This window comes from Enterobacter sp. FB, from assembly GCF_000805795.1.
In the GTDB taxonomy this organism is placed as follows: domain Bacteria; phylum Pseudomonadota; class Gammaproteobacteria; order Enterobacterales; family Enterobacteriaceae; genus Enterobacter; species Enterobacter roggenkampii.
On the sequence record NZ_JSZC01000017.1, the window covers coordinates 269,821 to 288,252 of the forward strand.

15 protein-coding genes, 2 tRNA genes and 2 rRNA genes are annotated in these 18,432 nt (G+C 56.7%); 5 read left to right on the forward strand and 14 right to left on the reverse strand.

What is annotated here, in order from left to right; translation table 11 throughout:
• Positions 1-1,485, forward strand: coding sequence for a guanosine-5'-triphosphate,3'-diphosphate diphosphatase (gppA, locus tag PI91_RS23510; protein ID WP_039267208.1), 1,485 nt, complete (start codon positions 1-3; stop codon positions 1,483-1,485).
• A gap of 51 nt (positions 1,486-1,536) precedes the next feature.
• Here the strand turns inward: gppA and rep are convergent, their stop codons facing one another.
• Complete coding sequence (gene rep, locus PI91_RS23515) at positions 1,537-3,561, reverse strand: DNA helicase Rep (protein ID WP_039267210.1); 2,025 nt, start codon at positions 3,559-3,561, stop codon at positions 1,537-1,539.
• 85 nt (positions 3,562-3,646) lie between these two features.
• On the opposite strand from rep, the gene ppiC reads away from it, so the two are divergent.
• Positions 3,647-3,928, forward strand: a complete 282-nt coding sequence (gene ppiC, locus PI91_RS23520; protein ID WP_008501570.1) for a peptidylprolyl isomerase PpiC — start codon at positions 3,647-3,649, stop codon at positions 3,926-3,928.
• A gap of 86 nt (positions 3,929-4,014) precedes the next feature.
• On the opposite strand, the gene ilvC is transcribed toward ppiC, so the two are convergent.
• Positions 4,015-5,490 carry a ketol-acid reductoisomerase gene (gene ilvC / locus PI91_RS23525; protein ID WP_008501571.1) on the reverse strand — a complete coding sequence of 492 codons (1,476 nt, stop codon included), beginning with the start codon at positions 5,488-5,490 and terminating at the stop codon, positions 4,015-4,017.
• A gap of 152 nt (positions 5,491-5,642) precedes the next feature.
• Here ilvC and ilvY point away from each other — a divergent pair, with 152 nt between their 5' ends.
• Positions 5,643-6,533: an HTH-type transcriptional activator IlvY gene (gene ilvY / locus PI91_RS23530; RefSeq protein WP_023293577.1), complete on the forward strand. Its 891-nt coding sequence runs from the start codon at positions 5,643-5,645 to the stop codon at positions 6,531-6,533.
• 45 nt (positions 6,534-6,578) lie between these two features.
• On the opposite strand, the gene ilvA is transcribed toward ilvY, so the two are convergent.
• From ilvA to ilvL, 7 genes are all read right to left on the reverse strand, one after another.
• The gene (ilvA, locus tag PI91_RS23535; protein WP_039267211.1) at positions 6,579-8,123 is read right to left on the reverse strand and encodes a threonine ammonia-lyase, biosynthetic; all 1,545 of its coding nucleotides are present in this window, start codon (positions 8,121-8,123) and stop codon (positions 6,579-6,581) included.
• Between the two features lie 2 nt (positions 8,124-8,125).
• Positions 8,126-9,976 (reverse strand): dihydroxy-acid dehydratase, encoded by a 1,851-nt coding sequence (gene ilvD, locus PI91_RS23540; protein ID WP_039267212.1) that lies wholly within the window; start codon positions 9,974-9,976, stop codon positions 8,126-8,128.
• A gap of 60 nt (positions 9,977-10,036) precedes the next feature.
• A complete protein-coding gene (ilvE, locus tag PI91_RS23545; RefSeq protein ID WP_023326297.1) occupies positions 10,037-10,966 on the reverse strand; it encodes a branched-chain-amino-acid transaminase in 930 nt (309 codons plus the stop codon).
• An 18-nt stretch (positions 10,967-10,984) separates the two neighbouring features.
• Positions 10,985-11,248, reverse strand: coding sequence for an acetolactate synthase 2 small subunit (gene ilvM / locus PI91_RS23550; protein WP_003860184.1), 264 nt, complete (start codon positions 11,246-11,248; stop codon positions 10,985-10,987).
• Positions 11,245-12,891: an acetolactate synthase 2 catalytic subunit gene (ilvG, locus tag PI91_RS23555; protein ID WP_039267213.1), complete on the reverse strand. Its 1,647-nt coding sequence runs from the start codon at positions 12,889-12,891 to the stop codon at positions 11,245-11,247. The genes ilvM and ilvG overlap by 4 nt, the downstream gene beginning before the upstream one ends.
• Before the next feature lie 2 nt (positions 12,892-12,893).
• Positions 12,894-12,944, reverse strand: a complete 51-nt coding sequence (ilvX, locus tag PI91_RS26255) for a peptide IlvX (RefSeq protein WP_198527874.1) — start codon at positions 12,942-12,944, stop codon at positions 12,894-12,896.
• 86 nt (positions 12,945-13,030) lie between these two features.
• Positions 13,031-13,129 carry an ilv operon leader peptide gene (ilvL, locus tag PI91_RS25130; RefSeq protein WP_001311244.1) on the reverse strand — a complete coding sequence of 33 codons (99 nt, stop codon included), beginning with the start codon at positions 13,127-13,129 and terminating at the stop codon, positions 13,031-13,033.
• 340 nt (positions 13,130-13,469) lie between these two features.
• Here ilvL and PI91_RS23560 point away from each other — a divergent pair, with 340 nt between their 5' ends.
• Entirely contained in the window at positions 13,470-14,990 is a 1,521-nt protein-coding gene (locus PI91_RS23560) for a YifB family Mg chelatase-like AAA ATPase (protein ID WP_023345102.1), read from the forward strand.
• Between the two features lie 30 nt (positions 14,991-15,020).
• Here the strand turns inward: PI91_RS23560 and PI91_RS23565 are convergent, their stop codons facing one another.
• A complete protein-coding gene (locus PI91_RS23565) occupies positions 15,021-15,359 on the reverse strand; it encodes a DUF413 domain-containing protein (protein WP_008501577.1) in 339 nt (112 codons plus the stop codon).
• A 118-nt stretch (positions 15,360-15,477) separates the two neighbouring features.
• Here PI91_RS23565 and hdfR point away from each other — a divergent pair, with 118 nt between their 5' ends.
• Complete coding sequence (gene hdfR / locus PI91_RS23570) at positions 15,478-16,299, forward strand: HTH-type transcriptional regulator HdfR (RefSeq protein WP_039267214.1); 822 nt, start codon at positions 15,478-15,480, stop codon at positions 16,297-16,299.
• 99 nt (positions 16,300-16,398) lie between these two features.
• On the opposite strand, the gene PI91_RS23575 is transcribed toward hdfR, so the two are convergent.
• The 4 genes from PI91_RS23575 to PI91_RS23590 all read right to left on the reverse strand — a co-directional run.
• Positions 16,399-16,474: transfer RNA gene (locus PI91_RS23575), tRNA-Trp, on the reverse strand.
• A gap of 53 nt (positions 16,475-16,527) precedes the next feature.
• Positions 16,528-16,604 (reverse strand) — tRNA-Asp (locus PI91_RS23580).
• Between the two features lie 56 nt (positions 16,605-16,660).
• A 5S ribosomal RNA gene (gene rrf / locus PI91_RS23585) occupies positions 16,661-16,776 on the reverse strand.
• A gap of 65 nt (positions 16,777-16,841) precedes the next feature.
• Positions 16,842-18,432, reverse strand: a 23S ribosomal RNA gene (locus PI91_RS23590); the annotation flags it as partial.

Here is an 18,432-nt window from a genome sequence, read left to right on the forward strand (position 1 = left end):
ATGCTCAGCTCCACCTCGCTTTATGCGGCAATTGATCTCGGTTCGAATAGTTTTCATATGCTGGTTGTGCGCGAGGTGGCGGGAAGCATACAAACGCTGACGCGCATTAAGCGCAAGGTCCGCCTCGCGGCGGGCCTGAGCAGCGACAATCACCTCTCGCCTGAAGCCATGGAACGTGGCTGGCAGTGCCTGCGACTCTTTGCCGAGCGTCTGCAGGATATCCCGCACGCCCAAATCACCGTTGTCGCCACTGCGACACTTCGCCTGGCGGTTAACGCCGTGGATTTTATTGCCAGAGCGCAGGAGATTCTCGGTTGCCCGGTTCAGGTTATCAGCGGTGAAGAAGAAGCTCGTCTGATTTATCAGGGTGTTGCACACACCACGGGGGGTGACGATCGCCGCCTGGTGGTGGATATCGGCGGAGCCAGTACCGAGCTGGTGACCGGCACCGGCGCGCAGGCTACGTCGCTGTTCAGCCTGTCGATGGGCTGCGTGACCTGGCTTGAGCGCTATTTTACCGATCGTAATCTGGGTAAAGAGAACTTCGACGAGGCAGAAAATGCCGCGCGCGAGGTATTACGTCCCGTGATGGACGAACTGCGCTATCACGGCTGGAAAGTGTGCGTGGGTGCGTCGGGGACCGTGCAGGCCCTGCAGGAAATCATGATGGCGCAGGGAATGGACGAGCGGATTACGCTTCCCAAACTTCAGCAGCTAAAACAGCGCGCCATCCAGTGCGGACGCCTGGAAGAACTGGAAATTGAAGGCCTGACGCTGGAACGCGCGCTGGTCTTCCCGAGCGGGCTGGCCATTCTGATCGCCATTTTCACCGAGCTCAACATCCAGTGTATGACCCTTGCCGGCGGCGCGCTGCGCGAAGGCCTGGTCTACGGGATGCTGCATCTGTCGGTCGATCAGGATATCCGCAGCCGAACCCTGCGCAACGTACAGCGTCGTTTTCTGGTTGATATCGATCAGGCAGGACGCGTATCGCAGCTGGCATCTCGCTTCGCCGATCAGGTCGCTAACGTCTGGGATCTTGATCATCTGAGCCGCGATTTATTGCTGAGCGCCTGTGCGCTGCATGAAGTGGGGCTGAGCATTGATTTTAAGCAGGCCCCCGCTCACGCAGCGTATCTGGTTCGCAACCTGGATTTACCGGGCTACACGCCCGCACAGAAAAAGCTGCTGGCAACGCTGCTGCTGAACCAGACCAACGCCGTTGATCTTTCATCTTTGCATCAGCAAAACGCCGTACCGCCGCGCGTGGCCGAACATCTGTGCCGCCTGCTGCGTCTGGCGATTCTGTTTGCCAGCCGCCGTCGCGATGATTTGCTGCCTGCAATCAATCTGGTGGCCGATGACGAAAAACTGTCGCTGACGCTGCCGGAAAACTGGATTGAACGTCACCCGCTTGGGGCAGAGATGATCGAGCAGGAGTGCCAGTGGCAGAGCTATGTGCACTGGGTGCTGGAAGTGAAGTAATACGCTGAACATTGCCGGGTGGCGGCTTCGCCTTACCCGGCCTACTCATCATTATCCTTTCTCTTTGGCTTTTGCCAGCATGGCGCGAATGTTCGCCACGTTAGCCTGCCCCTTGTGCATCCGCTCTTCTGCGGTAATCACTTTGCGTTCCTGTTCCCAGATCAGGTCATCCTGCGGCAGCTCCAGCAGGAAACGGCTCGGCTCCGGGCGGACGAGTTCGCCATACTGACGGCGCTCTTTACACAGTGTGAACGTCAGCTCTTTCTGCGCGCGAGTAATCCCCACGTAGGCCAGGCGGCGTTCCTCGTCGACGTTATCTTCGTCAATGCTGCTCTGGTGCGGTAACAATCCCTCTTCCATACCAACCAGATACACATACGGGAACTCCAGCCCTTTGGACGCATGCAGCGTCATCAGCTGAACCTGATCGGCTTCTTCTTCGCTCTCGCCGCGCTCCATCATGTCGCGCAGGGTAAAGCGGGTGACGACCTGCGTCAGGGTCATCGGCTCGTCGATTTCAGAGCCTTCCAGCATTTCGGTCATCCAGCTGAAGAGCTGGTTAACGTTTTTCATCCGCATCTCAGCCGCTTTCGGGCTGGCCGAGGTTTCGTACAGCCAGGACTCATAGTCGATGCCGTGAATAAGATCGCGCACCGCCGCCACCGGCTCGCGCTCCGCGAGACGCTGCACTTCGCCGAGCCAGTGGGTGAATCGTGTTAACGAATCGTAACCGCGGCCGGTTAACGTCTGGCTCAGCCCCATGTCGAAGCTGGCGGTAAACAGGCTTTTATTACGCGTCATCGCCCACTCGCCCAGCTTTTGCAGCGTCGCAGGGCCAATCTCGCGCTTCGGCGTATTCACGATGCGCAGAAACGCGCTGTCGTCATCCGGGTTCGTGAGGACGCGCAGATAGGCCAGCAGATCTTTAATCTCTGGCCGTGAGAAGAACGACGTACCGCCCGAAATTTTGTACGGGATACGGTTCTGCATCAGCATCTTTTCAAAGACGCGCGACTGGTGATTGCCGCGATAGAGGATCGCGTAATCCTTATATTCGGTTTTATTGACGAAGTGGTGGGCGATCAGTTCACCCGTCACGCGCTCCGCCTCATGCTCTTCATTATTGGCGCTGAGCACCTTCAATTCAGTACCGTAACCCAGCTCGGAGAAGAGACGCTTCTCAAACACGTGCGGGTTATTGGCAATCAGGATATTTGCTGCCTTCAGGATACGCCCGGATGAGCGGTAGTTCTGTTCCAGCTTTATCACCTGCAGCGCCGGAAAATCTTTGCTCAGCAGCACCAGGTTTTGCGGACGCGCGCCGCGCCAGGAGTAAATTGACTGGTCGTCGTCGCCGACCACGGTGAAACGCGCGCGCTGCCCCACCAGCAGCTTCACCAGCTCGTACTGGCTGGTGTTGGTGTCCTGATACTCATCCACCAGCAGGTAACGGATTTTGTTCTGCCAGCGCTCGCGAACCTCTTCGTTCCGCTGCAGCAGCAGCGTGGGCAGCAGAATCAGGTCGTCAAAGTCCAGCATGTTGCACGCTTTCATGTGCGCATCGTACAGACCGTAGCAGTGGGCGAAGATCCGATCCCGTTCGCCTTTGGCGATCGCCGCGGCCTGGGCCGGGGTCATCAGATCGTTTTTCCAGTTTGAGATCGTTGAGATCAGCTGCTGCAACAGCACCTTGTCATCTTCGATCAACCCCTCGGTGAGCTCTTTGAGCAACGCCACCTGGTCGGTGTCATCGAAGAGCGAGAAGTTGGACTTCATTCCCAGCGCCGCATACTCGCGTTTGATGATATCCAGCCCCAGCGTGTGGAAGGTGGAGATCATCAGGCCGCGCGCCTCTTTTCGTCCCAGCGTCTGACCGACACGCTCTTTCATCTCACGCGCCGCTTTATTGGTAAACGTCACCGCCGCAATGTGCCGGGCCTGATAGCCACAGCCGCGGATCAGGTGCGCAATCTTATTGGTGATAACGCGCGTTTTGCCGGATCCTGCACCCGCCAGCACCAGACACGGTCCGGTGACAAATTCGACGGCTTGTTGTTGTCCGGGGTTTAAACGCATAAATGATCACTCAATGAAAGTCAGGAGGGGAGAATAACAGCGTGGTAGTATAGCGAGCCTAATCCATACCACTCAAGGCACGATCATGGCAAAAACAGCAGCAGCACTGCATATTCTTGTTAAAGAAGAGAAACTGGCTCTGGATCTTCTGGAGCAGATCAAAAACGGCGCCGACTTCGGCAAGCTGGCGAAGAAGCACTCTATCTGTCCGTCAGGCAAACGCGGCGGCGATCTGGGTGAATTCCGCCAGGGTCAGATGGTACCGGCATTCGATAAAGTGGTCTTCTCCTGCCCGGTGCTGGAGCCAACCGGCCCGCTGCACACGCAGTTCGGCTACCACGTGATTAAAGTGCTGTACCGCAAATAAACAAGCCGGGTGGCGGCTGCACCTTACCCGGCCTACATCTTACGGTTTTGTAGGTCGGATAAGCGAAGCGCCACCCGACAAGGTTGTTAACCCGCTACCGCGATACGCTTCATGTCGGTCATGTAGCCACGCAGTTTGTGACCCACTTTCTCGATCTGGTGGCTGCGAATGGCTTCGTTCACGTCGCGCAGCTGCGCGTTATCCACGGCACCTTCTGCAATCGCTTTACCCAGATCGCCCGGCTGCAGAGTGGTCATAAACTCTTTCAGCAGCGGTACGCAGGCGTAAGAGAACAGGTAGTTACCGTATTCTGCGGTATCCGAGATAACCACGTTCATTTCGTACAGACGCTTACGGGCGATGGTGTTCGCGATCAGCGGCAGCTCGTGCAGTGATTCGTAGTACGCAGACTCTTCAATGATGCCGGAATCCACCATGGTTTCGAACGCCAGCTCAACGCCTGCTTTCACCATCGCGATCATCAGGACGCCTTTATCGAAGTACTCCTGCTCGCCGATTTTACCTTCGTACTGTGGCGCGGTTTCGAACGCGGTTTTACCGGTCTCTTCACGCCAGGTCAGCAGTTTCTTGTCGTCGTTTGCCCAGTCCGCCATCATGCCGGAAGAGAACTCGCCGGAGATGATGTCGTCCATATGTTTCTGGAACAGCGGCGCCATGATGGTTTTCAGCTGTTCAGACAGCGCGTAAGCACGCAGTTTTGCCGGGTTAGACAGACGGTCCATCATCAGCGTAATACCGCCCTGCTTCAGCGCTTCGGTGATGGTTTCCCAGCCGAACTGAATCAGTTTTTCCGCGTATGCCGGGTCGGTGCCCTCTTCAACCAGCTTATCGAAGCACAGCAGAGAACCGGCCTGCAGCATGCCGCACAGAATGGTCTGCTCGCCCATCAGGTCGGATTTCACTTCGGCAACGAAGGACGATTCCAGCACGCCCGCACGGTGGCCGCCGGTCGCCGCTGCCCATGCCTTGGCAATCGCCATGCCTTCGCCTTTCGGATCGTTTTCCGGGTGAACCGCGATCAGCGTCGGCACGCCGAAACCACGCTTGTACTCTTCACGGACTTCTGTACCCGGGCACTTCGGTGCCACCATCACTACGGTGATGTCTTTACGGATCTGCTCGCCCACTTCAACGATGTTGAAGCCGTGGGAGTAACCCAGCGCCGCGCCGTCTTTCATCAGCGGCTGTACGGAACGCACAACGTCAGAGTGCTGCTTGTCCGGCGTCAGGTTAACCACCAGATCCGCCTGCGGGATCAGCTCTTCGTAGGTACCCACTTTGAAGCCGTTTTCGGTCGCTTTACGCCATGAAGCGCGCTTCTCGGCAATCGCTTCTTTGCGCAGTGCGTAGGAGATATCCAGACCGGAGTCACGCATGTTCAGGCCCTGGTTCAGACCCTGTGCGCCACAGCCGACGATGACCACTTTTTTACCCTGAAGGTAGCTCGCGCCATCGGCAAATTCATCGCGCGCCATGAAGCGGCATTTGCCCAGCTGCGCCAGCTGCTGGCGCAAGTTCAGTGTATTAAAGTAGTTAGCCATGGGTGATACCTCGTGATGTTGTGTGTCTTATTTTTCGGTTCGCGTTTCAGCGAGAATGTACCCACATTACAACAGGAAATTTATTGCGGAAATTGATATATTCACAACGTCACATTGCAATTTATGCAATGTAAAAAGAGGGAGTGGAATCGGTGGATTTACGCGATCTGAAAATGTTCCTGCACCTGGCGGAAAGCCGTCACTTTGGCCGCAGCGCCCGGGCGATGCACGTCAGCCCCTCCACGCTGTCGCGCCAGATCCAGCGCCTTGAGGAAGACCTCGGCCAGCCGCTGTTCGTGCGCGATAACCGCACCGTCACCCTCACGGAAGCGGGCGAAGAGCTGCGTATTTTTGCCCAGCAGACGCTGTTGCAGTACCAGCAGCTGCGGCACTCTATCGATCAGCAGGGGCCGTCACTCTCCGGTGAGCTGCATATTTTCTGCTCCGTGACCGCCGCCTACAGCCATCTGCCGCCCATCCTTGACCGCTTTCGCGCGGCGCATCCGTCGGTTGAAATTAAGCTCACTACCGGCGACGCTGCCGACGCGATGGAAAAAGTGGTGACGGGCGAAGCGGATCTCGCCATTGCCGGGAAGCCGGAAACCCTGCCGGGCGCGGTAGCGTTCTCGATGCTGGAAAATCTGGCGGTGGTGTTGATTGCCCCGGCGCTGCCCTGCCCGGTGCGTAACCAGGTATCGGTGGAAAAACCGGACTGGTCCACGGTGCCGTTTATCATGGCCGATCAGGGCCCGGTTCGCCGCCGCATTGAGCTGTGGTTCCGCCGTCAGAAAATCAGCAACCCGTCGATTTACGCCACCGTCAGCGGCCATGAGGCGATGGTGTCGATGGTGGCGCTGGGCTGCGGCGTGGCGCTGCTGCCGGAAGTGGTGCTGGACAACAGCCCGGAGCCGGTGCGCAATCGCGTGATGATTTTAGAGCGCAGCGACGAGAAAACGCCGTTTGAGCTTGGCGTGTGCGCACAAAAAAAGCGGCTGCATGAGCCGCTTATTGATGCGTTCTGGACGATACTGCCGAACCACTAAAGCCGGGTGGCGCTGCGCTTACCCGGCCTACATGCCGCTCAGCCCTTAGCCTGCCAGGAAGAAGCGGAACGCCGGGTTGTGGGTTTCGTCATGGCACTCGTAGCCCAGCTCGTTCAGCCGCGTTTCGAAATCCGGCTCGTGCTCGCCCAGTTCGAACGCCGCCAGCACGCGGCCGTAGTCGGTGCCGTGGCTGCGGTAGTGGAACAGAGAGATGTTCCAGTGCGTGCCCAGCGTGTGCAGGAACTTGAGCAACGCGCCCGGCGATTCCGGGAACTCAAAGCTGAACAGGCGTTCCCTGAGCGGCTTCGAAGGACGACCACCGACCATGTAACGCACGTGCAGCTTCGCCATCTCGTCGTCGGAGAGATCGACTACGCTATAGCCGCCCTCATGCAGCAGGTTGAGGATCTCTTTGCGCTCCTCCACGCCGCGGCTCAGACGCACGCCGACAAAAATGCAGGCGTCTTTGGCATCGGCAAAGCGGTAGTTAAACTCCGTCACCGAACGACCGCCCAGCAGCTGACAGAACTTCAGGAAGCTGCCCTTCTCTTCCGGAATGGTCACCGCCAGCAGCGCTTCACGCTGTTCGCCGAGCTCGCAGCGCTCGGACACGTAGCGCAGGCCGTGGAAGTTCACGTTGGCACCGGAAAGCACGTGCGCCAGACGCTCGCCGCGGATGTTGTGCTGCGCGATGTATTTTTTCATGCCCGCCAGCGCCAACGCGCCGGACGGTTCCGCCACCGCACGCACGTCTTCGAACAGATCTTTCATCGCCGCGCAGATGGCATCGCTGTCCACCGTGACGATATCGTCGAGATATTCCCGGCACAGGCGGAACGTTTCATCGCCAATACGCTTCACCGCCACGCCCTCGGCAAACAGCCCGACGCGCGGCAGGTCGACCGGATGCCCGGCATCCAGCGCCGCTTTCAGGCAGGCGGAGTCTTCCGCTTCCACGGCAATGACTTTGATCTGCGGCATCAGCTGTTTGATCAGCACCGCCACGCCTGCGGCTAAACCACCGCCGCCCACCGGGACAAAGACGCGGTCGAGATGGGCATCCTGCTGCAGCAGTTCAAGCGCCAGCGTCCCCTGCCCGGCAATCACCATCGGGTGGTCGAACGGCGGCACCCAGGTGAACCCCTGCTGCTGCGCCAGCTCAATCGCTTTGGCTTTTGCTTCGTCAAAGTTGGCCCCGTGGAGCAAGACTTCGCCGCCGAAACCGCGCACCGCGTCGACCTTGATATCGGCGGTAGCAACCGGCATCACGATCAGCGCTTTCAGCCCCAGACGGGCAGACGAGAACGCCACGCCCTGCGCGTGGTTGCCCGCCGATGCGGTAATCACCCCGCGCGCTTTCTGCTCGTCGGTCAGCCCGGCCATCATCGCGTAGGCACCGCGCAGCTTGAAGCTGTGCACCGGCTGGCGGTCTTCGCGCTTCACCAGGATGACGTTGTCCAGGCGCGAAGAGAGTTTTTCCATTTTCTGCAGGGGGGTGACCTGCACGGCTTCATAGACCGGCGCGCGAAGCACCGCCCTGAGATATTCCGCCCCCTCAGGGGCGGCGGATAAGGGTTGCGACTCGGCCATCGTTAGCCCCCAAGTTTCGATTTATCGCGCACCGCGCCTTTATCTGCACTGGTGGCAAGGCTCGCGTAGGCGCGCAGGGCGAAGGAAACTTCACGCTGGCGGTCTTTCGGCGTCCAGGCTTTATCGCCGCACGCTTCCTGCGCTTCACGACGGGCCGCGATCTCCTGGTCGCTCAGCTTGAGCTGAATGCCGCGATTCGGAATGTCGATTTCGATCATGTCGCCGTCTTCGATGATGGCGATGTTGCCGCCGCTTGCCGCTTCCGGCGAGACGTGGCCGATAGAGAGGCCGGAGGTGCCGCCGGAGAAACGCCCGTCGGTGATCAGCGCACAGGCTTTACCGAGGCCCATCGATTTCAGGAAGGTGGTCGGGTAGAGCATCTCCTGCATGCCCGGCCCGCCTTTTGGCCCTTCGTAGCGAATGACCACCACGTCGCCTTCCACCACTTTGCCGCCGAGGATGGCGTCTACCGCTTCATCCTGGCTTTCGTACACCTTCGCCGGACCGGTGAATTTCAGGATGCTGTCGTCCACGCCAGCGGTCTTCACGATGCAGCCATTTTCCGCAAAGTTACCGTACAGCACGGCCAGGCCGCCGTCTTTACTGTAGGCGTGCTCCAGCGAGCGGATGCAACCTTCAGCGCGGTCATCGTCCAGGGTATCCCAGCGGCAGTCCTGCGAGAATGCTTGCGTGGTACGAATACCAGCAGGGCCCGCGCGGAACATTTTTTTCACCGCGTCGTCTTTGGTCAGCATCACGTCGTACTGGTCCAGCGATTCCGGCAGCGTCAGGCCGAGCACGTTTTTCACGTCACGGTTCAGCAGCCCGGCGCGATCCAGCTCGCCGAGGATACCGATGACGCCACCGGCACGGTGCACGTCTTCCATGTGGTACTTCTGGGTACTCGGTGCGACCTTACACAGCTGCGGCACTTTACGGGAGAGCCTGTCGATGTCGCTCATGGTGAAGTCGATTTCGGCTTCCTGCGCGGCGGCCAGCAGGTGCAGAACGGTGTTGGTGGAACCGCCCATGGCGATATCCAGGGTCATGGCGTTCTCGAATGCCGCTTTGCTGGCGATGCTGCGCGGCAGCGCGCTGGCGTCGTCCTGCTCGTAGTAGCGCTTAGTCAGTTCAACGATGCGTTTACCGGCGTTGAGGAACAGCTGCTTACGGTCGGCATGGGTCGCCAGCAGCGAGCCGTTGCCCGGCTGAGACAGACCCAGCGCTTCGGTCAGGCAGTTCATGGAGTTCGCCGTGAACATACCGGAACAGGAGCCGCAGGTCGGGCACGCGGAGCGCTCCACCTGGTCACTCTGCTCGTCAGAGACTTTCGGGTCCGCGCCCTGAATCATCGCATCGACCAGGTCGAGCTTGATGATTTTGTCGGAGAGCTTGGTTTTCCCCGCTTCCATCGGGCCACCGGAGACGAAGATCACCGGAATGTTCAGGCGCAGGGAGGCCATCAGCATCCCCGGGGTGATTTTGTCGCAGTTGGAGATACAGACCATCGCATCGGCGCAGTGGGCGTTAACCATGTACTCTACCGAGTCGGCGATCAGCTCGCGCGACGGGAGTGAATAGAGCATGCCCCCGTGGCCCATCGCGATACCGTCATCCACCGCAATGGTGTTGAACTCTTTCGCCACGCCGCCGGAGGCTTCGATTTGCTCGGCAACCAACTTACCGAGATCGCGCAGGTGCACGTGGCCCGGTACGAACTGGGTGAAGGAGTTCACCACGGCGATAATTGGCTTGCCGAAATCGGCGTCGGTCATTCCGGTGGCGCGCCACAGTGCGCGGGCACCGGCCATGTTACGGCCGTGGGTGGTGGTGGCTGAACGATACTTAGGCATGCTTTATTTACTCCCGTCTGACTATGTAATGGGACGGTGCGTGCCGTCCCAAATTTATATTTAGTGATTAACCTGATCCAACCAGCCGTATTTATCTTCTGTCTCGCCGGTGAAGAGGCCAAAGAACGCTTGCTGAATGCGTTTGGTCACCGGGCCACAGCGGCCTTCGCCCACCTGGATACCGTCTACGCTGCGCACCGGGGTGATTTCAGCCGCGGTACCGGACATAAATACTTCATCGGCCAGATAGAGGGATTCGCGGGACAGCACCTGCTCGCGCACTTCGATACCGAGGTCTTTCGCCAGCTTGATGATGGCGTCACGGGTGATGCCCGGCAGCGCGGACGAGGTGAATGGCGGCGTAAACAGAATGCCGTCTTTCACTTCAAACAGGTTTTCACCTGCGCCTTCGGAGATGTAGCCATTCACGTCGAGCGCGATACCTTCCTGGTAGCCGTGACGGCGCGCTTCGCTGCCGACCAGCAGGGAAGAAAGGTAGTTACCGCCCGCTTTCGCCGCGGTCGGGATGGTGTTTGGTGCAACGCGGTTCCAGGAAGAGACCATTGCGTCGATCCCCTGCTCCAGGGCCTCAGCACCCAGGTAGGCACCCCATGGGAACGCGGCAATGATCACATCGGTGTTGTAACCGGCTGGCGGGTTCACGCCCATGCCGACGTCGCCCACGAAGACCAGCGGACGAATATAGGCGCTAGTCAGGTTGTTCTTACGGATCACGTCGCGGCAGGCTTCCATCAGCTCATCCACGCTCTGAGAAACCGGGAAACGATAAATTTTGGCTGAGTCATGCAGACGCTGCATGTGTTCGCGATGGCGGAACACCACTGGCCCTTTGTGAGAATCGTAGCAGCGGATGCCTTCAAACACGGAGGTACCGTAATGCAGCGCGTGGGACATCACGTGGACCTTCGCGTCCTCCCAGCGAACCATCTCACCGTTGAACCAAATGTAATCAGCTTTTTTTGTCGTCATTTTTTCGTCCTGTCACGCTTAAGCGCGGATTTGTTGTGATGTGGTTGTGCTCTGGCAGATGGCAACATGGGCAACGTCTACCAGCTTTGATAACTGACTAAACAGTAAGTCGACCGGCCGCGGGCTGGCAACGGTTAATTCGATACTGATGTTTTGCGCGTCGGTGGCCGTCTCCATATTCATAGAGCAAATCTGAAAACCACGATGACGCACCACGCGCAAAACGCGTTCTAATGTTTCCGGGTTGAAGCGAGCCTGCACGGCGACCTGATGTTGCATCATGATAATTTCTCCAGCATTTGTGAGTTACTGGCACCGGGCGGTACCAACGGCCAGACGTTCTCAAGCTCGTCGATTGAGACATGAAGCAGGTATGGCCCTTCGCTTGACAGCATGGTGTCGAGTGCCGCTTCAACCTGGTCTTTACGGGTGATGTGCTGGCCAGGAATGCCGAAGGCGCTGGCCAGGGTGAGGAAATCGGGGTTATCGGTCAGGGTGGTTTCACTGTAACGTTCCTGGAAGAACAGCTGTTGCCACTGGCGAACCATCCCTAAACGCTGGTTATCGAGCAACACGATCTTCAGCGGTAACTGCTTGCGCTTCACGGTGCCGAGCTCCTGAACGTTCATCATGAAGGAGCCGTCACCGGAGATACAGATAACGGTATCGTTCGGGCGGGCAACCTGTGCGCCAACCGCGGCTGGCAGACCGAAGCCCATCGTCCCTAACCCGCTGGAAGTGATGAAGTTTTCCGGACGGGTGTAGGTCATGTGCTGGGCGGACCACATCTGATGCTGGCCGACATCGGTCGTCACCACGCTGTCGGCGGGCTTACGGTCGGACAACTGCTTCAACAGCAGCGGCGCGTAGATGGCCTCGCCGGGATGGTCGTAACGCCAGGCGTGCTCGGTGCGCATGTCGGCGGTATGCTGACGCCATGCGTTGATATCCAGCGGCTGCTGCAATGCCGGTAACAGCGCGTTGAGATCGCCCTGCAGCGCGACGTGCGCCTGACGCAGCTTGTTCATTTCCGCCGGGTCGATATCCATATGGATAACTTTGGCGTTCGGCGCAAAGGTATTCAGCTTACCGGTGACGCGGTCGTCAAAACGGGCACCGACGGCGATGAGCAGATCGCACGCCTGCACCGCCAGGTTTGCCGCTTTGGTGCCGTGCATCCCCAGCATGCCCAGATAGTAGGGGTAATCGGCATCTACCGCACCCAACCCTTTCAGCGTGCAGGTGGCAGGCATTTGCGTTGCCGCGATAAATTCGCGCAGGGCAGGAACCGCCTGCGCCATACCTACGCCACCACCAACGTACAGCATCGGCTGTTTCGCCTGCGCCAGCATCTGACGGGCCTCTTCGACTTCCGCATGCGGAAACGCGTCGTCGTTTCCAACGGTGGAGAAGTGCGGCTCCAGTTCGCCGTGTGCGACCTGGATATCTTTCGGGATATCGACCAGAACCGGACCAGGGCGACCGGAGCTGGCAACCTCGAATGCTTCCGCCATTACGCGCGGCAGCTCTTCCAGTGACTGAACGAGAAAACTGTGTTTGGTGCAGGCCAGCGATAAACCGAGTACATCGACTTCCTGGAACGCGTCGGTGCCGATGAACGGAGAGGCAACCTGTCCGGTGATGGCAACAACGGGAACAGAATCCAGCAGTGCATCAGCCAGACCGGTGATCAGGTTCGTTGCGCCCGGACCTGAGGTCGCCATACAGACACCGGTTTTACCGGTGGCACGGGCATAACCGATGGCGGCCATCGCTGCGCCCTGCTCGTGTCGGCACAACAGGTGCTCCACGCCGCCGTCATACAGTGCATCGTAAATCGGCATAATTGCGCCACCCGGATAACCGAATACTGTCTCGACTCCCTGCGCGCGCAACGCATGTACTACCCACTGTGCCCCATTCATAGTTAGTTCCCCGTCATAAATCGGGAGAAACAGAATTTTGTGCTAGTCGCCATTCTCTGCTCCTCATTTACGTTTTTTAGTCATAAAAAAACCCCCGGACCTTTCGGTGCGGGGGTCTTAGTTCGTTAAGGCTTGATTTCTAAGCCTTTCCTCGTCCAAGTGCAGCCCCGCACGGTGGGATAATAATCACCACCACGCTAATCACGACCAGGCTAATCACTCGTAGAAGGGCTGTCATTTTCAGTTCTTTTTGCATCTTGTTCGAAGGAATACCTAAAGAGTTATCACAGTTTTTAAATCAAACACAAGATTTATTTATGACGGATTTGGTTAGCCCGCGAATCATATTTCTTAAAATCGTTGTTTTATATACGGAAATTAGAAAATGAATATTTTTCACTTTTTTACTCCTCCGCTAACCGTCAAAACAGGTTTTTTTCGCTTTGCGAGGAGGGTTCCACGATTGTGCAATAGTTTCAGTGTGCGTTTAAAATCCCTGAACAGGCAGCGTAAATTCGCTAAATAGCGCTAAACAGGCATAACGCGCACTGGCATAGTCACACCAGGAGGTAGTGCAAATGTCACTGTCGGTTGTTTATACGCGTGCGGCTCTCGGGGTAAAGGCACCGCTTGTTTCCGTAGAGGTTCATTTGAGTAATGGGCTGCCCGGACTCACGCTTGTCGGGTTACCTGAAACGACGGTTAAAGAGGCCAGGGATCGCGTTCGCAGCGCAATAATAAATAGCGGTTATACCTTCCCCGCGAAGAAGATCACCATCAACCTTGCCCCCGCCGATCTGCCCAAAGAGGGCGGGCGATACGATTTACCTATCGCAATTGCGCTTCTCGCGGCTTCTGAGCAGCTTACTACGACCAGGCTAGGCTCGTACGAGTTCGTGGGTGAACTCGCGCTCACAGGCGCATTGAGAGGCGTTCCCGGTGCGATATCGGGAGCGCTGGAAGCCATTCGTGCAGGGCGGCAAATCATTGTCGCCAATGAAAACGCATCAGAAGTGAGTCTTATTGCCGAAAAGGGGTGTCTCATCGCCGGGCATCTTCAGGAAGTGTGTGCCTGGCTGGAAGGCCGACATGAACTGTCCGAGCCGGAGGAGTGCGACGAGGCTGTAGCAGATGCGCCAGAAGATCTCAGTGAGATCATGGGACAGGAGCAAGGTAAACGGGCGCTGGAGATTACGGCTGCAGGTGGACACAATCTCCTGCTGATTGGCCCGCCTGGTACAGGTAAAACGATGCTGGCGAGCAGGCTGAGCGGGTTGCTCCCGCCGCTCAATAATCATGAAGCGCTGGAAAGCGCCGCCATATATAGCCTCATCAGTTCGGCATCGTTGCATAAACAGTGGCGCCGTCGCCCTTTTCGTTCCCCACATCATAGCGCTTCACTGACGGCAATGGTCGGCGGTGGGTCTATCCCCGGACCGGGTGAGATTTCACTGGCACACAATGGCATTCTGTTTCTTGATGAGTTGCCTGAGTTTGAGCGTCGCGTGCTGGATGCACTGAGAGAACCTATTGAATCTGGTGAAATACATATCTCGCGCACGCGGGCCAAAATAAGCTATCCCGCGCAGTTTCAACTGGTCGCTGCGATGAACCCCAGCCCCACGGGGCATTATCAGGGCAACCATAACCGCTGTACGCCAGAGCAGACGCTGCGCTATCTGGGAAAGCTTTCCGGCCCATTCCTCGACCGTTTCGATTTGTCTCTCGAAATCCCCCTTCCGCCGCCGGGCCTGCTCAGGCAGACGGGCATAACGGGTGAGAGCTCAGCAAAAGTGCGCGGGCGGGTGATCGCTGCCCAGGCACGACAATACGCCCGTCAAAACAGGCTGAATGCTCGGCTTGATAATGCCGGGATCCGGCAGTTTTGTTCGCTTAATAGTGAAGATGCAGGATGGCTTGAGGAGACGTTGACGCGCTTTGGGCTGTCTATACGTGCGTGGCAACGTTTGCTAAAAGTGGCCAGAACCATTGCTGACGTGGAGGGATGTACTGACATTGAGAGGAAACACTTGCAGGAGGCGCTGAGTTACCGCGCTATCGATCGTTTGCTGCTGCACCTGCAGAAGTTGCTGGCATAAAAAAAGGGGCCGTAGCCCCTTCTTATCATCTTAGTCATCAGACTCGGTGTAGTCTTCTGCACCTTCCATCTGCGGCTTACCGCCAGACAGCGTATGGAAGCGCTTTGGACGCTTAATGCGTGCCATATACTTGATCCATACACGTTCCGCTTCAGACTGCGGCTCACGCTCACCACGGCAAACAGAAACAAACTGTTTTTCGTCTTCAGTAGCAGGCTCACGCTTGCCCAGATCCAGCTCGTTAAAGGCATAACCATGGCGCTCAAGCAGTTGAGCTTCTTTGATGGTGAAATCGCCGTGACGAGAGAACCCGCGCGGATAATGTTTATTGTCGAAAAAACGATTAGTCGTCGTAAAGCTTTCCGCCATCCTACACGCTCCTAATTCTTTGGCCGAGCTATTTATGGCGCGGAGTATTAGTTACGCTTGACAGAGTGTAAAACAAAACATTTAAATCATAACGACAAATAATTTTGCGGAGAAAGATGTGGATACGGAATTGCTTAAAACTTTCCTTGAAGTGAGCAGAACACGCCACTTTGGGCGAGCAGCTGAAGCCCTTTACCTGACGCAGTCAGCAGTCAGTTTTCGTATTCGACAGCTGGAAAATCAACTGGGTGTGAATCTTTTTACCCGCCATCGCAACAATATCCGCCTCACGCCCGCCGGCGAAAAACTACTGCCGTACGCAGAAACGCTGATGAATACCTGGCAGGCGGCACGCAAAGAGGTTGCACATACTTCGAGGCATAATGAGTTCTCGATAGGGGCCAGCGCTTCCCTGTGGGAATGTATGCTAAGTCAGTGGCTTACCCGGCTTTATCAATCTCATAGCCACCTGCAATTTGAAGCCAGGATTGCGCAACGGCAGTCGTTGGTTAAGCAACTTCATGAGCGCCAGCTTGATCTTCTTATCACAACCGAAGCCCCCAAGATGGACGAATTTAGCAGCCAGATTGTGGGCCAGTTTGGCCTGGCGCTTTATGCCTCTGAACCTTCGATGATGAAGGCAGACCTGACCTATTTGCGCCTGGAATGGGGGCCTGATTTTCAGCAGCATGAGACGGGCTTGATTGCACCTGATGACGTCCCACAGTTAACGACCAGCTCTGCAGAGATCGCCTGTCAGCAACTGCCCTTGCTGAGAGGTTGTACCTGGTTACCTGTTCGCTGGGCAGACACTAAAGCTGGGCTGCATACCGTAATGGATTCCACCACGCTTACCAGACCGCTGTATGCGATTTGGCTGCAAAACAGTGATAAGCAGTCGCAGATAAAAGAGCTGTTAAAAATCAATGTAATGGATTGATACATCAGCCAGCAGGAATGCTGGCTGAATAGTAAGAAGAGGCGTTTTTACAGTCTTTCAGGCAAAAAAAAATCCTTTGCCGAAGCAAAGGATTCTATATGGCAGGGGCGGAGAGACTCGAACTCGCGACACCCGGTTTTGGAGACCGGTGCTCTACCAACTGAGCTACGCCCCTAAAGTTTTTTGCCATTAAGCCTGCCAGTAAGGCAGGCTTAATGTCTTAATAAGTGGCGGAACGGACGGGACTCGAACCCGCGACCCCCTGCGTGACAGGCAGGTATTCTAACCGACTGAACTACCGCTCCACCGAAGACTGCTTGTAACCACCGGATTAATGCACCGGCTTACTACTAAATTTGATGCCTGGCAGTTCCCTACTCTCACATGGGGAGACCCCACACTACCATCGGCGCTACGGCGTTTCACTTCTGAGTTCGGCATGGGGTCAGGTGGGACCACCGCGCTAAAGCCGCCAGGCAAATTCTGTTTAATCTGTATCAGGCTGAAAATCTGTCTCTTCGCCAAAACATCTTCGGCGTTGTAAGGTTAAGCCTCACGGTTCATTAGTATCGGTTAGCTCAACGCATCGCTGCGCTTACACACCCGACCTATCAACGTCGTCGTCTTCAACGTTCCTTCAGGAGACTTAAAGTCTCAGGGAGAACTCATCTCGGGGCAAGTTTCGTGCTTAGATGCTTTCAGCACTTATCTTTTCCGCATTTAGCTACCGGGCAGTGCCATTGGCATGACAACCCGAACACCAGTGATGCGTCCACTCCGGTCCTCTCGTACTAGGAGCAGCCCCCCTCAATTCTCCAGCGCCCACGGCAGATAGGGACCGAACTGTCTCACGACGTTCTAAACCCAGCTCGCGTACCACTTTAAATGGCGAACAGCCATACCCTTGGGACCTACTTCAGCCCCAGGATGTGATGAGCCGACATCGAGGTGCCAAACACCGCCGTCGATATGAACTCTTGGGCGGTATCAGCCTGTTATCCCCGGAGTACCTTTTATCCGTTGAGCGATGGCCCTTCCATTCAGAACCACCGGATCACTATGACCTGCTTTCGCACCTGCTCGAGCCGTCACTCTCGCAGTCAAGCTAGCTTATGCCATTGCACTAACCTCCTGATGTCCGACCAGGATTAGCTAACCTTCGTGCTCCTCCGTTACTCTTTGGGAGGAGACCGCCCCAGTCAAACTACCCACCAGACACTGTCCGCAACCCGGATCACGGGTCTACGTTAGAACACCAGCCATTAAAGGGTGGTATTTCAAGGACGGCTCCATGCAGACTGGCGTCCACACTTCAAAGCCTCCCACCTATCCTACACATCAAGGACCAGTGTTCAGTGTCAAGCTATAGTAAAGGTTCACGGGGTCTTTCCGTCTTGCCGCGGGTACACTGCATCTTCACAGCGAGTTCAATTTCACTGAGTCTCGGGTGGAGACAGCCTGGCCATCATTACGCCATTCGTGCAGGTCGGAACTTACCCGACAAGGAATTTCGCTACCTTAGGACCGTTATAGTTACGGCCGCCGTTTACCGGGGCTTCGATCAAGAGCTTCGCGTTGCCGCTAACCCCATCAATTAACCTTCCGGCACCGGGCAGGCGTCACACCGTATACGTCCACTTTCGTGTTTGCACAGTGCTGTGTTTTTAATAAACAGTTGCAGCCAGCTGGTATCTTCGACTGATTTCAGCTCCACCCGCAGGGGCTTCACCTACATATCAGCGTGCCTTCTCCCGAAGTTACGGCACCATTTTGCCTAGTTCCTTCACCCGAGTTCTCTCAAGCGCCTTGGTATTCTCTACCTGACCACCTGTGTCGGTTTGGGGTACGATTTGATGTTACCTGATGCTTAGAGGCTTTTCCTGGAAGCAGGGCATTTGTTACTTCAGCACCGTAGTGCCTCGTCATCACACCTCAGCGTTAATAAACGACCGGATTTACCTAATCGTTCCGCCTACATGCTTAAACCGGGACAACCGTCGCCCGGCTAACATAGCCTTCTCCGTCCCCCCTTCGCAGTAACACCAAGTACAGGAATATTAACCTGTTTCCCATCGACTACGCCTTTCGGCCTCGCCTTAGGGGTCGACTCACCCTGCCCCGATTAACGTTGGA